The organism is Rhizobium sp. Leaf311, from assembly GCF_001423445.1.
Taxonomy (GTDB): domain Bacteria; phylum Pseudomonadota; class Alphaproteobacteria; order Rhizobiales; family Rhizobiaceae; genus Agrobacterium.
Genome location: NZ_LMNZ01000001.1, coordinates 162,403 through 176,571 on the forward strand (window position 1 = coordinate 162,403; position 14,169 = coordinate 176,571).

Genomic DNA, 14,169 nt, shown 5'->3' on the forward strand with positions numbered 1-14,169 from the left:
GGGGGCAGGCGGCGTTGTGACGGATCCTCCCGTTCCGGCTTTTGCAGAAGCGCCAAGGCGCAACCCTGCTTGCCACAGCCTCTGCCCAGCCGAGGAAAAGGCGTTGCAGCAGGCCGGAACGGTTCACATTATCATTCAGGTGCCGCTATCCGTGGGCGGCTTGGTGACGGGAGGCCGTGATGGCCGCTGTTCTCAACTCTGTACGTGCATTCTTTACGCCGCAGACATTTCATATCGACGTGGAAACACCGGCCGACGTTGTTGCCCGCGAGACCTTGCTCGACCGTGTCATGGGTCCGGGCCGTCGCCGCAAATCCTCTGAAAAGCTGCGTGCCGGACGGGTGCCAGCCGAAGGCTTGGCGCTGGTTGCGCGCGACGAGGACGGCCATGTCATCGGCACGGTACGCCTGTGGAATGTTCAGGCCGGTGTCACGCGCGAAGGGCGCGGCGTCGAGGCGCTGCTGCTTGGACCACTGGCGGTTGATTGCACCCATGAAGGCAAGGGCATTGGCTCGGCGCTGATGCGCGCGGCGATCACTGAGGCAGCGCAGCGCGGTCACGGTGCGGTTCTTCTGGTGGGCGATGCGCCCTATTATGAGCGTTTCGGCTTTCAGGCAGACCTTACGCAGCATCTGGTCATGCCAGGACCGTTCGAGCGCGGCCGCTTTCTGGCGCTAGAGCTGAAAAAGGGCTGGCTGGAAGGTGCGGCGGGAATGCTGGTCGCCACCGGACGCAAGTTTTCCTGAGTGCATCGTGCGGTGGTGAGCAACCGCCAAAAAATCCGACGCTCTTGTGGGTATCGAGGCGGGCCCATCGGCCCGCCTTTTTGCGTCTGGCCAGGTCGAAATCGCCGCTCAGGCGGCGCGGCGAGACGCGCTTTGCGATGGTTCTACCCTGAAACGCCCGATCATGTTGGAAAGGCTCGCGGTGGCATTGGCTATCGATTGGCTGACGGCGTTGGTTTCCTCAACCATGGCCGCGTTCTGCTGGGTCATCTGGTCGAGCGAATTGACGCTGGCGCTGATTTCCTGAAGCCCGACCGACTGTTCGCGCGCCGCGGTGGTGATGCTGTCTATGTTGACATCGATTCGCGAAACGAAATCGCCGATCTTGTTGAGCACGGTGCCAGCCGACTGGACGAGCTGCACGCCGCTTTCCACCTCTTCATTCGACTTGCCGATCAGATCCCGGATTTCACGCGATGCCTTTGCAGAGCGCTGGGCAAGTTCGCGGACCTCCTGGGCAACCACGGCAAATCCCTTGCCCGCTTCCCCCGCACGGGCCGCTTCCACACCGGCATTCAGCGCCAGCAGGTTCGTCTGGAAGGCAATTTCATCGATGACACCGATGATCGACCTGATTTCTCCAGCGGCAGTCTCAATGCGGTGCATTGCAGAAACCGCTTCGTCAACCACGCCTGAGGACTGGGCTGCCGAACGGCTGGCTTCCTTGATGAGATCGCGGGTCTCGTTTACCCGTGCCTCGGATGTCTTGACGGTGGATGAGACCTGTTCCAGAGCGGCGGCCGTCTCCTCAAGCGCCGCGGCCTGCCTTTCGGTGCGACGCGACAGATCATCGGCGGAACTGTGCATTTCGTGGCCCTGATCGCGCAGGCTGTCGGCTTCCTTGAGGATTTGCCCCATTGTTCCCTGAAGGGAGCGGACGGAAGCATTGAAATTTAGCCGCAGGGTTTCGAATTTCTGGTCGAAGGCGCGCTCAAGCGTGGTGCTCAGATCGCCCTTGGAGAGATTCTCCAGGCCATATCCCAGCTCCTCAATGGCGAAGCGCAGCGCCTCCGCTTCGGCAAGACGCTCCCTCTCACGTCTCTCGCGATCTGCATTGGCGGAATGTCGGGATTGCTCCGCTTCGCTCTCCAGCTGAAGTTTCGCCAGTCCGGCATCTCTGAAAATCGCCAGCGCACGCGCCATTGCGCCGATTTCGTCGTGGCGGCCTAGATGCGGCGGTGCGTCCTGGAGGTTGCCCCCGGCCATGCTGGTCATGCTGCCGGTTATGTGCCGTATTGGCGCAATGGCGCGGCGGCGCAGAAAGACGGTCGAGCAGATGCTGAGCGCGACAAGCAGGCCACCAAGCATATAGGTGGTATGTTCGAGAAGACGTGTCTGTTCGGCAGCGTAAAGTTCCTTTTCCTTGCCGTACAGTGTCGCCATTTCTACAAGCTGGTTGACGGCAGTCTCGTGGTCGTGGAACGTCAGGCTCAGCTTGTCGAGTTCGCCGGTTATCTTCGCCCTGTCCAGCGACGCGAGGGCAGGCAGCGTGGCGGAGTCAAGTATCGCCCAGAACGCATCTCCCTTGGCAAGTACATCGTTCTCGATCTTCTTTTTCAAGCTGTCGGGAAGCGTGCTCGTCTTCCAGTACTGGCGTCTGTCGTCATACTGGGTTTTCAGAAGGCGAACACGCTCGATATTCCTGGAAAGAACGTCAGGGTGAAGCGCACCTTCGTTAATCAGCGCGTAGGCCTCGATCAGATAGAGCGGCGGCGGCAGAATATCTGCGACGAGATCCTTTCCGTCGACGATTTCTTTGTAGATTGCTCCATTGACCTTCAGCCTGTCGAGTGCGTAGGCGCTGGTCAGAAGCGTAAGAATGATGCCACCCGCGAGTGCGACGCCAATTGCCGTAAATATTGCTGAAATCGAAAGTTTCATGAACAGAAGTCCGAAGGTCGTAGCGGAGAGCGATGATCGGGACTGCCTGGGTCGATGGGCGCGATCAATCACGTATTTGTTGCAGCTACGTAACCTGAAAGGCAGTACGTCGTTCTTGCATCAGCGTGTCAAAACTGCGGCCATGATCTGAGGGCAGGTATAATTCTGCACTATTACTTCAATATATTGATTTTCCATTAATGTTAATTTTATGCTAAAATCATTCATATCCTCTAATATGCTAATATATTAGATTCCAATAATTCTGGATATTGTTTTTATTTGTTCAGGAGTTGATCTAAGGCAAATACCTGCTCTCCAGCTTGTGATTACTGACGAAACAGATGTGCTCCGTGTCTGCCATGGAAGTCCGCGAGGCTGAAGAATGCCAGCCGGATCTGGGTGGAGCACATCTTTCGACAGATCAAGGAGAGAGACATGCCTGCCACATTCCTGAAAGCCGTCCTGTTAGCATCGACAGTCTGCCTGTCGCTTCCAGTGCTTTCCCACGCCGCCGACATGGCGCCTGCTGCGCCTGAGCCAACCGCCGAAGAAGCGATTGCCGCGTCAAGCCCATGGATGCTGCGCGTGCGCGGCCTTGGCGTCATCACCCATGACAGCGGAACAATCAACGGCGTTCCAGGCGCAGGTCTCGACTATTCGGACACCGTCATTCCGGAACTCGACGTCAGCTATTTCTTCACCGACAACATTGCCGCAGAACTCATTCTCGGCACCACCTTCGCGAAGATCAACACCAACGGATCGCTGGGCGAGATCGATGTCGGCAAGGCATGGCTGCTGCCGCCAACGCTGACGCTGCAGTACCACTTCACCAATTTCGGCGCGTTCAAGCCCTATGTCGGTGCCGGCGTCAACTACTCGATGTTCTACAATCAGTCTGAAAAGGCCGGTTTCCATAACCTCGACGTGAAGAATGATTTCGGCGCAGCGGTTCAGGTCGGCTTCGACTACATGCTGACCAAGAATTGGGGCGTGAACTTCGACGTGAAGAAGATCTTCCTCGAAACCAAGTGGAGCGCCACGCACGACGCTCTGGGTGATATCAGCGGCAAGGCCAAGATCGATCCATGGCTGGTCGGCGCCGGTGTGACCTACCGCTTCTAAGCCGTCACGGCATCTGGGCTATCGCGCTGGGAGACCCGACAAGCTGTTGCCACGCGGGGGGGGCAGCAGCTTCGGACTTTTACAAGGCTCAGAAATCATTGCCCGGGCGGCGGCGCGCTCGGGCAATGTGTTTAGAAACAGGCCAATTGGTAGCTGGTCAAGCTGGCGCGCCGACGGTGCCGGACCGCTATGGCGTTCCGCCTTTCGACATTCTCAGGACGAGATATCCACAATACCGCAATCGCCCGCTTCGGATGCGAAGGCCAGCAGATTGCCGCTTGCGCTCCACGACATGGAGGTGATGGCACCCTTGCCCGGACGGCGCAGCAATGCCTCCTTCTGGTCTGCCACGCGCACGCCAAGGATCATTCCATCGATGAAGCCTATGGCAAGAACATCCTCTATGGGATGAAAAGCGACGTTGGTGACCATGATGTTGGCGCGGGTGCCAAGTTCCAGCGGTGCCTTGCCCATGGGGCCGTCCTTGCCGACGAAGGGCCAGACGATGGCGGCAGGCGCGCCTGAAGATGCCAGCCATTTGCCCTTGTTGGACCAGGAAATGGATTTCACCTTGGCGGGATAGCCGGTCATGCGCATATGGCGCGTGTCCATGCCACCCTTGGTGGCCTCCATCTTCCAGCCGTGCAGCGCGTTTTCCTGCATGGTGGTAACCAGGAATTTTCCGTCCGCAGAGAAGGTCACGCCGGTATGGGCACCTTTCCAGTCCAGATCGATCGGATCGCCCGCACTTGCCACCCAATGCAGCGTCACGCCATTGTAGCGGGCGGCGGCAATGCGCAGACCCTTTGGCGCAAAGGCGATGGCCTCGACGGTGCGTTCTTCCTTGAATTCCTTTACCGTGCCATCGGCAAGGCGCACGAAGCTGGATTTGCCAACGCCATAGGCAACGGCGTTCTGCGGACCGCCCGCGACAACGCTGATCCATTTACGGGGAACATGGGCGAGCTCCTGCGCCGTGCCGTCATGGCTTACACGCAGGACCTTGCCATCCTCGCCGCCGGTGATGAGCGTGGTGCTGTGGGGATCGCGAATACAGGTCAGCAAGCCCTCGTGGATTTCCGTGACCTTCTCGCCGCCGTCCAGCCGGTGAATGGTTCCGGCAGCGGTGGCAAACATGGGAATATCGCCCAGAAAATGCGTCGCAACGACGTGGCCTTCGAGGTCAAGAGGGGCAACGGTGGGCATCGGTAAAAGGTCTTTCTGTCGTAAGGCAGGCGCGTTCGCCTTTGGTTGTTGTAAGCGTCAGGGCAAGACACTCGGTCTTCCGTGACCCCGGCCTGAAGCCGGGGGGCCATCCGCCGCGCACCTGTGCGGCTTCAACTGCTTTTGCGATCAAGGACCTGATCGCAAAAGATGCCGGATCACGTCCGGTATGGCGGAAAGAAACGTATCAAGCCGCTGCAAGGCAGGCGTTGAAACTGTTTTCCAGCTTCTCACGGTCGAGGTTGCGACCGATGAAGACGAGGCGGGATTCGTGCTTTTCGCCTTCCTTCCACGGACGCTGGTGATCGCCCTCGATGATCATGTGAACGCCCTGCACGACGTAGCGTTCCGCATCGCCCTTGAATGCGATGATGCCTTTCAGGCGCAGGATGTTCGGGCCATCGGTCTGCGTGACCTTCTGGATCCATGGGAAGAACCGCTCGGGGTTCATCTCGCCACCGCGCAGCGACACCGACTGAACCGTGATGTCATGGATGGCGGAGACTTCGCCGTGGTGATGGTGATGCCCATGGTCATGGCTGTGATCATGATCGTGGTGATGATGGTCATGGTCGTGGTCGTGATGGTGGTGCCCGTGATCATGCCCATGATCGTGATCGCAATCGGGGCCGCAGACATGGTCGTCATGGCCGTGTTCAAGAAAATGCGGATCGTTTTCCAAGGCACGTTCGAGGTTGAACGCACCCTGATCCAGAACGCGGGCAAGATCGACGCCGGAGCGGGTTGCCTTATAGACGCGGGCGGATGGGTTGATGGCGCGCACGATGTCTTCGATGACAGCCAGTTCCTGCTCTGTCACAAGGTCGGTCTTGTTGATGATGACGACATCGGCAAAGGCGATCTGGTCTTCGGCCTCGCGGCTGTCTTTCAGGCGCAGCGGCAGATGCTTGGCATCGACAAGCGCAACGACCGCATCAAGCTCGGTCTTGGCGCGGACATCGTCATCCATGAAGAAGGTCTGGGCAACGGGAACCGGATCTGCAAGGCCGGTGGTTTCCACGATGATGCCGTCGAAACGGCCCGGGCGGCGCATCAGGCCTTCCACGACGCGGATCAGGTCTCCGCGCACGGTACAGCAGACGCAGCCGTTGTTCATTTCGTAGATTTCCTCGTCGGATTCGACGATGAGATCGTTGTCGATGCCGATTTCGCCGAATTCATTGACGATGACGGCGTATTTCTTGCCGTGGTTTTCAGACAGGATGCGGTTGAGGAGCGTGGTCTTTCCCGCGCCCAGATAGCCGGTCAACACGGTGACGGGAATTGGCTTGATGGTGGCTGCTGCTGCTTCGGTCATGAGAACCTCTGGGAAATGATGGGCCGCAATACGGCTTTGAAAGCGTTGTCGTTCATATAGGCGTGTGGCGGAACGAGTTCAAAGAGAATCTGCCGAAGTTTTCTGAACGCTGCTTTCAAGCAAATTCATGTCGAAGGCATCGACATCTGCTAGAAGCTCCACGAGCCCCGCAATGGCGTGGGCGATGATTTTCTCACCCTTTTGCGCGCTCGCCGCGGCTGCGTTGCCTGCCACGCCCTGTTTGTTGAGGTCGGACATGCGCCATCCGAAGGCGTGCGGGCCATAGGCGCGCAGGTGCCTGTATTGCCGGATGAAATCCGACTGCCTTGAGGGGAAATTCCCCGCTTTTTCCATATCGACGTGCTGCGGGCAGAGAGCGAGCATGACCGAGGTTTCGATATCGCCGCCATGAATGTCGATGGCCTTGTCTTCCGGGGCAACCACCTCCTGCGGTATGCCAAAGCGTGTCCAGCTGGTGGCAACCGCCAGCATGTCGAAGCGAATGCGGGCCTCGGTTGCGACAATGGTCATGAGCGGTGAATTGCCGCCATGGGCGTTCAGCATTACGAATTTGCGGATGCCGCTTCGGTGTTGCTGCTCGGCAATGCCAAGCCAGCGATGGACCGCTTCATCGAAAGAAAGCGTTCTGGTGCCCGCCACATCCATATGCTCCACGGAATAGCCGACCGGCTCTACCGGAAGGAACGTGACCGGCAATGTCGCCGGCAGGGCCGGCTTCAAACGGGCAACGATGCCTTGCGCAATCAGCGTGTCCGTCTCAAACGGCAGATGCGGCCCGTGCTGTTCATGCGCGCCGAGCGGCAGCACCGCAATCGCGCCATTTGGCTGCGCCGACGGCGATGTTACGTTGTTGTCGTGAAAATGCGTATATGTGTCTGGCATCTGGCGATCCGCGCCTGCATTCGTTAAGTAATACCAAGACCATATCGTTGTCCGGGATTTCAGAAAAGGCATTTGCTGATGAGCAAGGATAAGCTGGCCAAAAAGACCAAATCCGCGAAAAAAGCGAAATCCGGTAAGAAAAAGGATCTGACCTTCAGCCCCGACGAGTTGGCGCAGTCCATTACCCAGGCGGCACGGTCCATGCGCACGGCACTCAGCCACAACCTTGCGGCAACCGGTCTCTATGCCGGTCAGGACGGGGTTATCCTGGCGCTGGCGCAGGAAGGCAGCATGACGCCCGGCCAGATCGCGCAGAAGCTTGGCGTCAAGGCACCCACCATGACGCGCACCATTGGCCGCATGGAGGCGCAGGGCTTCGTGGAGCGGGGTGCGGGTGACGGTGACGGGCGTCTGACCATGGTCAAGCTGACAGAAGCCGGGCTGAAAAGTGTGGAGCAGATCACGACGTCGCTCGCCGATTGCAACGCTCGCGCCGTCGATGGCCTGTCGGCGAAAGAGATCAAGACGGTGGTCAAAGTGCTGCGCGCAATCGATGCCAACTTGCAGGCACTTGAGTTAATCGATTAAAATTTCGCATCGGTAATCTTGAAAGCGGTTGAAATCCTTAAAATGGTTGCGTCTTTTGTTTAAATTGTTTAGTCACAATTTAAACGCCGCTGAGGCGGCTTGCGTGACCGTAGGAGGGGACCGTGGCGCAAAAGATCAAACTTTCAACCATCGCAGAAAGCCTTGGCTTGTCCACCGCGACCATATCGCTGGCGCTGCGTGACAGCCCGCTGGTAGCTGCGGATACGCGCGAGAAGATCAAGGAGCAGGCGAGGGCGCTGGGCTATATCTACAATCGCCGCGCTGCCAGCCTTCGCACCTCCCGCTCGGGCATTATCGGCGTGGTGTTTCATGATGTCATGAACCCCTTCTATGGTGAAATTCTGAAAGCCATCGAAAGCGAGCTGGACCGCAGCCGCCAGACCTTCATTCTGTCCAACCATTACGATTCCGTCGAAAAGCAGCGCACCTTCATCGAAACGCTGCTGCAGCTTGGCAGCGATGGCATCATCATGTCTCCCGCCATCGGCACGCCGCTGGAGGATATGACGCTTGCCGAGGAAAACGGTATGCCCGCCATCCTCGTTGCCCGTTCCATGGATGGGGTCGATATGCCGACCTTTCGCGGCGACGACAGCTACGGCATTTCGCTTGCCACCAATCACCTCATCAGCCTTGGTCATCGCACCATTGCCATGGTGGGGGGAACGGACCAGACATCGACCGGGCGCGACCGCTATCAGGGCTATGTCAACGCGCTGCGCAAGGCAGGCATCGAGGTGGATCCGAACCTGCGTATTCCCGGCGCGCGCTCCAAGCAGGGTGGTTTCGAGGCTGCGGTGAACTTCCTGTCGCTGCCGCAGAAGCCGACGGCTGCCGTTTGCTGGAACGATCTTGTCGCTATTGGCCTGATGAACGGCATTTCGCGGGCGGGCTTCGTGCCGGGCAAGGATATTTCCGTGACGGGCTATGACGATCTGGAAGAGGCAGCCATTGCCACACCAGCCCTGACGACGGTGTCGAACGGGCAGGCGGAAGTGGGACGACTTGCTGCGCGGGCCCTGCTGGACAGGCTGGCCGGAAGCCATGAGCCCGACGGTATCCACCTTATCAAGCCGGAAATGCGCATTCGGCAATCCACCAGCCCCTGCATTCCGCGAAGCTAGGCAAAAGCGCTGAGCCCATCATGCAAAGATGGGTTCCGCTTTTGGAATCGATCGGCTAGCTTGGCCTCATGCATAGCAGGAGGATACCCAAGCATGTCAGATAGCAAAGCCGCCGTTCTCGTCCCGGGAAAAATTCACCCTCGCGTTCTCGAACGTTTCGAGGGCAAGGTAGACGTCATAACCGCTCCTGCCGGGCCAGAGCCGTCGCTTTCCGAGGAAGACGCGCAGCGCATCACCGCCGTTGCCGTTTCCGGCAGCTTCAACGCAAGCTGGATCGATGCCCTGCCCAAGCTGGAAGTTATCGCCAATTTCGGTGTCGGCTATGATGGCGTCGATGCCAAACATGCGGCGTCGCGCGGCATTGTCGTAACCAATACGCCCGATGTTCTCAACGACGAGGTTGCCGACACGACGATTGCATTGCTGATCAGCACGGTGCGGCGTCTCTATCAGGCCGAATCGCATCTTCGTGCGGGCAAGTGGGAAGCCGAAGGTCCCTTCATGCTGTCGCCGTTTTCGTTGCGCAACCGCAAGGTCGGACTGTTCGGCATGGGGCGCATTGGTCAGGAAATTGCCAAGCGGCTGGAGCCGTTCAAGGTTGAAATTGGCTATCATACCCGCAGCAAGCGCCCCGAACTGTCCTACACCTATTACGGTTCCTTGAAGGAAATGGCGCAGGCAGTCGATATCCTGATCTGCATCGTGCCCGGTACGCCGGAAACCCACAAGGCGATCAATGCCGATATTCTCTCCGCACTGGGCCCGAACGGCGTGTTCATCAATGTCGGACGCGGATCGAGCGTGGATGAGGACGCGCTTCTGAAGGCCTTGCAGGACGGCACGATCGGTGCAGCGGGTCTGGACGTGTTTTACGCCGAGCCCAAGGTGCCGGCAGGCTTCCTGTCCTTGCCGAACGTCACCCTGTTGCCGCATGTCGCCTCTGCCTCGGTCCCGACGCGCAATGCCATGGCCGATCTGGTGGCCGACAACGTGCTGGGCTGGCTGAACGAGCGCAAGGTGGTGACACCTGTGCCGGAAACGCCCGTCAAGGGCTGATGTCCGGGTTGCCCGGTTCGTTGGCCCCGCAGAGGATGCGGGGCTGACAGGCTTTGGCCTTGGTAGCTCGGCAGAAGAATAGCGGCGGAGAACCGGTGGGAGGATGGCAGCGCAGCTGGCGCTGCCATGAGTGCATCAAGCCTTGCTGGCCTTATAGTCCCGAACAGCCGTTCCGAATGCCTTAAACAGCGCGCGCGATGGTGCGTCCGTTTCCGCCCAATATTCCGGGTGCCACTGCACGCCCACGGCAAAGCCCTTCGCATCGATGACGGAAACGGCTTCGATGGTGCCGTCCTCTGCCGTCGCCTCGACCTGAAGCCGGGGCGCTGTCTTTGCGATGGCCTGGCGATGCAGGGAATTGATCTGCACTTCTCCCGTCATGCCCAGATGCTGCGCAATACATGAGCCTTCGCGGATATAGACCGGCTGACGGATGGCAAATGCCTTGTCGCGGTCGATATCGTCAGGCTTGCGGTGGTCCCAGATGCCGGGCTGCTCCTGGATTTCGCTGGCGAGCGTGCCGCCGAGCGCAACGTTCAACTCCTGAATGCCACGGCATATGGCCAGCATCGGAACGCCCCTGTCGATGGCACGGCGGATGAGCGGCAGGCTGGTGGCGTCGCGCGCGGGATCGAACGGACCGTCGCTTTCCTTTGCTTCGACACCATAGAGCGAGGGGTGAACATTGGTGGCGGAACCGGAGACCAGCAGCCCGTCGACCCGGTCGAGAATGGCATCGATATCGTTGCCCTCCTCAAAGGCTGGCACGATGAAACTCATGACATCCGCCACCTTGAGGGCTGCGGCAAGATATTGTGTCTGGGCTGCGTGCCATTCTGCGCCATCAAGGCTTCTGATGTCGGCGGGAATGGCGATGATGGGTTTGGACATGGCGGCTCCGGCTTGCTGTACAGCCTCTTGTGCGACCGGAAAGGGCCGCTCGTCAAGCGTCTGGAACGGGCATCTCCTTGGGTTTCTTCGCCTAAAGTATAAGTCTGCCTACCAATATTCCGGTTGACTATAATGTCCGAGATGGAAGCAGCCGCCACTGTGCTTTGACAACCAATTTATTCTTCCGATGACGCTTGTCAGTCTGGTAGCCCCGTGCTTTCTTCTTGCCATGCCTGATAGCGGAGGGGAATTCGGCTACCGGCAAGATTCGTATCTGGGAGGATATTCATGGATCGTCGTTCGTTCATCAAAAAAGGCGCTGTTTCAGGTGCGGGCGCGGCTGCTGCAACAGTCCTGGCTGCTCCGGCCATCGCGCAACAGAATACCAAGATCACCTGGCGGCTGACCTCGTCGTTTCCGAAATCTCTGGATACGATCTTCGGTGGCGCGCAGGATGTCGCCAACCACGTCAATGCTGCCACGGACGGAAACTTCAACATTCAGGTCTTTGCGGCAGGTGAAATCGTACCGGGGCTTCAGGCCGCGGACGCGGTGTCTTCAGGCACGGTGGAAATGTGCCACACCTGCTCCTACTATTATGTCGGCAAGGACCCGACCTTTGCCATCGGCACGGCCATTCCCTTCGGCCTCAACGCCCGCCTGACCAATGCGTGGTTTTATGAGGGCAATGGCAACAAGCTGCTCAACGAATTCTATGCCAAGCATAATCTCTACGGCATGATTTCGGGCAATACCGGCGTGCAGATGGGTGGCTGGTTCCGCAAGGAAATCAACACCGTCGAAGACTTCAAGGGCGTGAAGATGCGCATTGCCGGTCTGGCCGGCAAGGTCGTGGAAAAGCTGGGCGTCGTTCCGCAGCAGATCGCCGGTGGCGATATCTATCCCGCGCTCGAAAAAGGCACCATCGATGCGGCGGAATGGGTCGGCCCCTATGACGACCACAAGCTCGGCTTCCAGAAGGTGGCGAAATTCTACTATTACCCGGCCTTCTGGGAAGGTGGCCCGGTCATCCACTCCTTCGTCAATCTGGACAAGTGGAACAACCTGCCGAAGCACTATCAGGCCGTTCTGCAGGATGCCTGCGCCTTCGCCAATACCAACATGATGGCGAAATACGACACCAAGAACCCGACGGCGATCAAGCAGATTGTTTCGGAAGGCGCGACGCTGCGGCCCTTCAGCCAGGATATTCTGGACGCCTGCTACAAGGCAGCACTGGAAGTCTATGCCGAGATTTCAGCCGTCAACCCTGATTTCAAGAAGGTCTATGACGATCAGGTGGCCTTCAAACGCGAGGGTTATCTTTGGATGCAGCTCGCCGAATATACCTTCGACACGTTCATGATGATCCAGCAGCGTAACGGCAAGCTGTAAGCAGTCTGAGCAGTAAGTGGAATGCAAACCCGGATCGAAAGGTCCGGGTTTTATTTTGCGCTGTATCGGCGGAGACGGGCCCCGCCGACCTCAAGCGCTTTCTTGTTACATGGAAGCGTTCTGCCGGTTCCATGTAACAAGGAAATGCTGAAGGCAGCGGCCTTGCTATTGAACTGTGGAGGTGATGCGATGCAAAAGCCGCTGAGCATTACGCTCATGTTTAGAAAAAGCCGGACAGGCTGGTCGATAGCTGTCCGACTGACATTTCTGAGCACGTCGTAAACGGACGGCAGAGTTACAGCTCTGCCTTCCACTTCACCAATATGATCCGTTTTACCAAGTATCGCGCCTTACTGACCGATCTTCGGCGGCTCGTTGAGGTTTGGCATTCCGGGCAGCCCGTTTCCGCCCGGCTGTGCGGGTGCGCCATCCATGGGGGGCAAGCCGAAATTGGGCATGGTGTTGCCACCCGGATTGCCGAAGGCGGGGACCTCGATCTTGATGGTGTTGAGATCGACCTCCGGGGCCTTGTCGAGCCAGTAGGTGACCGATTCAGGCCAGAAGATCACGACAGCGACGAGAATGAGCTGCATTCCCAGCCATGGTATGGCGCCCATGTAGATGTCCGAGGTCTTCACGCTGCGAGGCGCAATGGAGCGCAGGTAGAACAGGGCGAAGCCGAAGGGCGGGTGCATGAAGCTCGTCTGCATGTTGATGCAGATCAGCACGCCGAACCAGATGAGATCGATTCCCAGCGAATGGGCAATCGGTGCCAGCATGGGCACGACGATGAAGGCGATTTCGAAGAAATCGAGGAAGAACGCCAGGAAGAAGATGAAGATGTTGACGAAGATCAGAAAGCCGATCGGACCGCCTGGAATTCCCGACAGCATATGCTCGATCCAGAGCGACCCGTCCATGCCCTGAAAGACGAGGCTGAAGCAGGTAGCGCCCACCAGAATGAACACGACCATGGAGGTTATGTGCATGGTGGAATGCATGCCCTGCTTGACCAGATCCCATGTCAGGCGACGATGTGCGGCGGCCAGCGCCATCGCACCGACCACGCCCAGTGCGCCCGCTTCCGTGGGTGTGGCGAGGCCCATGAAGATGGTGCCGAGCACAAGGAAGATGAGCACGATGGATGGCACCATGCCCGCCAGAACGCGAAAGACCAGCGCCCGGTTCAGCTCGCCGCGCGCTTCCGGCGGCAGTGCGGGCAGGTCTTTCGGGCGCACAAGCGACATGACGAAGATGAAGATCATGAAAATGAGGATCTGCAGGATCGACGGGCCGATGGCGCCGAGATACATGTCGCCCACCGACCGGCCGAGCTGGTCTGCGAGAACGATCAGCACCAGCGATGGCGGAATGACCTGCGTGATGGTGCCGGATGCGGCGATGACGCCGGTGGCAAGACGCGGATTATATCCGTATTTCAGCATGATGGGCAGAGAGATGACGCCCATGGTAATGACGGATGCGGCAACCGTGCCGGTGATGGCACCCAGAATGGCGCCGACGAGGATGACGGCGTAAGCCAGACCACCGGGAATGGCGCCGAACAGCTTGCCCGTACCCTCCAGCAGATCCTCGGCAAGGCCGCACCGTTCCAGTATGGCGCCCATGAAGGTGAAGAAGGGGATGGCCAGCAGCAGATCGTTGGAAACGATGCCGAAAATGCGCAGGGGCAGCGCCTGCAGGAAGGCGGGCGAGAAATGCTCCGTAAAGATGCCGATGACACCGAACAGCAGGCCGACAGAGGCGAGAGAGAAGGCCACCGGGAAACCGTAGAGCATGAAGATGATCATGCCCAGGAACATCAGCGGCGGCAGAATACCGTATTCAAACATGG

The 14,169-nt window shown here is 58.7% G+C and carries 12 protein-coding genes; 6 read left to right on the forward strand and 6 right to left on the reverse strand.

Translation table 11 applies throughout. The features are described from left to right. Nucleotides 1–179: 179 nt before the first annotated feature. Nucleotides 180–746, forward strand: a complete 567-nt coding sequence (locus ASF69_RS00720) for an N-acetyltransferase (RefSeq protein WP_062584373.1) — start codon at nt 180–182, stop codon at nt 744–746. A 108-nt stretch (nt 747–854) separates the two neighbouring features. On the opposite strand, the gene ASF69_RS00725 is transcribed toward ASF69_RS00720, so the two are convergent. Further along, nucleotides 855–2,666 carry a HAMP domain-containing methyl-accepting chemotaxis protein gene (locus ASF69_RS00725; RefSeq protein ID WP_062585529.1) on the reverse strand — a complete coding sequence of 604 codons (1,812 nt, stop codon included), beginning with the start codon at nt 2,664–2,666 and terminating at the stop codon, nt 855–857. A gap of 438 nt (nt 2,667–3,104) precedes the next feature. On the opposite strand from ASF69_RS00725, the gene ASF69_RS00730 reads away from it, so the two are divergent. Further along, complete coding sequence (locus tag ASF69_RS00730) at nt 3,105–3,794, forward strand: OmpW family protein (RefSeq protein ID WP_062584374.1); 690 nt, start codon at nt 3,105–3,107, stop codon at nt 3,792–3,794. Between the two features lie 213 nt (nt 3,795–4,007). Here ASF69_RS00730 and ASF69_RS00735 read toward each other — a convergent pair whose 3' ends face one another. From ASF69_RS00735 to ASF69_RS00745, 3 genes are all read right to left on the reverse strand, one after another. Then, nucleotides 4,008–5,000: a WD40 repeat domain-containing protein gene (locus ASF69_RS00735; RefSeq protein ID WP_062584375.1), complete on the reverse strand. Its 993-nt coding sequence runs from the start codon at nt 4,998–5,000 to the stop codon at nt 4,008–4,010. 205 nt (nt 5,001–5,205) lie between these two features. Next, nucleotides 5,206–6,336: a GTP-binding protein gene (locus tag ASF69_RS00740; RefSeq protein WP_062584376.1), complete on the reverse strand. Its 1,131-nt coding sequence runs from the start codon at nt 6,334–6,336 to the stop codon at nt 5,206–5,208. A 78-nt stretch (nt 6,337–6,414) separates the two neighbouring features. Then, nucleotides 6,415–7,239, reverse strand: coding sequence for a creatininase family protein (locus ASF69_RS00745; RefSeq protein ID WP_062584377.1), 825 nt, complete (start codon nt 7,237–7,239; stop codon nt 6,415–6,417). Nucleotides 7,240–7,317: 78 nt separating this feature from the next. Here ASF69_RS00745 and ASF69_RS00750 point away from each other — a divergent pair, with 78 nt between their 5' ends. The 3 genes from ASF69_RS00750 to ASF69_RS00760 all read left to right on the forward strand — a co-directional run bounded on the left by ASF69_RS00750 (nt 7,318) and on the right by ASF69_RS00760 (nt 10,028). Further along, nucleotides 7,318–7,827, forward strand: coding sequence for a MarR family transcriptional regulator (locus ASF69_RS00750; protein WP_062584378.1), 510 nt, complete (start codon nt 7,318–7,320; stop codon nt 7,825–7,827). A gap of 122 nt (nt 7,828–7,949) precedes the next feature. Further along, complete coding sequence (locus ASF69_RS00755) at nt 7,950–8,972, forward strand: LacI family DNA-binding transcriptional regulator (protein ID WP_062584379.1); 1,023 nt, start codon at nt 7,950–7,952, stop codon at nt 8,970–8,972. A gap of 93 nt (nt 8,973–9,065) precedes the next feature. Continuing rightward, a complete protein-coding gene (locus ASF69_RS00760; RefSeq protein ID WP_062584380.1) occupies nt 9,066–10,028 on the forward strand; it encodes a 2-hydroxyacid dehydrogenase in 963 nt (320 codons plus the stop codon). 135 nt (nt 10,029–10,163) lie between these two features. Here the strand turns inward: ASF69_RS00760 and ASF69_RS00765 are convergent, their stop codons facing one another. Further along, entirely contained in the window at nt 10,164–10,919 is a 756-nt protein-coding gene (locus tag ASF69_RS00765) for a gamma-glutamyl-gamma-aminobutyrate hydrolase family protein (protein ID WP_062584382.1), read from the reverse strand. Between the two features lie 288 nt (nt 10,920–11,207). Between ASF69_RS00765 and ASF69_RS00770 the strand changes: the two genes are divergently transcribed. Further along, nucleotides 11,208–12,314 carry a TRAP transporter substrate-binding protein gene (locus ASF69_RS00770; protein WP_062584384.1) on the forward strand — a complete coding sequence of 369 codons (1,107 nt, stop codon included), beginning with the start codon at nt 11,208–11,210 and terminating at the stop codon, nt 12,312–12,314. Between the two features lie 350 nt (nt 12,315–12,664). Here ASF69_RS00770 and ASF69_RS00775 read toward each other — a convergent pair whose 3' ends face one another. Then, entirely contained in the window at nt 12,665–14,167 is a 1,503-nt protein-coding gene (locus ASF69_RS00775) for a TRAP transporter large permease subunit (protein WP_062584386.1), read from the reverse strand. Nucleotides 14,168–14,169 lie beyond the last annotated feature (2 nt).

Bases quoted from the DNA above. Each gene is read 5' to 3' on its own strand.
- ASF69_RS00720 (WP_062584373.1), top strand. From the start codon at position 180: ATGGCCGCTGTTCTCAACTCTGTACGTGCATTCTTTACGCCGCAGACA.
- ASF69_RS00740 (WP_062584376.1), bottom strand. From the start codon at position 6,336: ATGACCGAAGCAGCAGCAGCCACCATCAAGCCAATTCCCGTCACCGTG.
- ASF69_RS00760 (WP_062584380.1), top strand. From the start codon at position 9,066: ATGTCAGATAGCAAAGCCGCCGTTCTCGTCCCGGGAAAAATTCACCCT.
- ASF69_RS00725 (WP_062585529.1), bottom strand. From the start codon at position 2,666: ATGAAACTTTCGATTTCAGCAATATTTACGGCAATTGGCGTCGCACTC.
- ASF69_RS00765 (WP_062584382.1), bottom strand. From the start codon at position 10,919: ATGTCCAAACCCATCATCGCCATTCCCGCCGACATCAGAAGCCTTGAT.
- ASF69_RS00730 (WP_062584374.1), top strand. From the start codon at position 3,105: ATGCCTGCCACATTCCTGAAAGCCGTCCTGTTAGCATCGACAGTCTGC.
- ASF69_RS00735 (WP_062584375.1), bottom strand. From the start codon at position 5,000: ATGCCCACCGTTGCCCCTCTTGACCTCGAAGGCCACGTCGTTGCGACG.
- ASF69_RS00745 (WP_062584377.1), bottom strand. From the start codon at position 7,239: ATGCCAGACACATATACGCATTTTCACGACAACAACGTAACATCGCCG.
- ASF69_RS00770 (WP_062584384.1), top strand. From the start codon at position 11,208: ATGGATCGTCGTTCGTTCATCAAAAAAGGCGCTGTTTCAGGTGCGGGC.
- ASF69_RS00750 (WP_062584378.1), top strand. From the start codon at position 7,318: ATGAGCAAGGATAAGCTGGCCAAAAAGACCAAATCCGCGAAAAAAGCG.
- ASF69_RS00775 (WP_062584386.1), bottom strand. From the start codon at position 14,167: ATGTTTGAATACGGTATTCTGCCGCCGCTGATGTTCCTGGGCATGATC.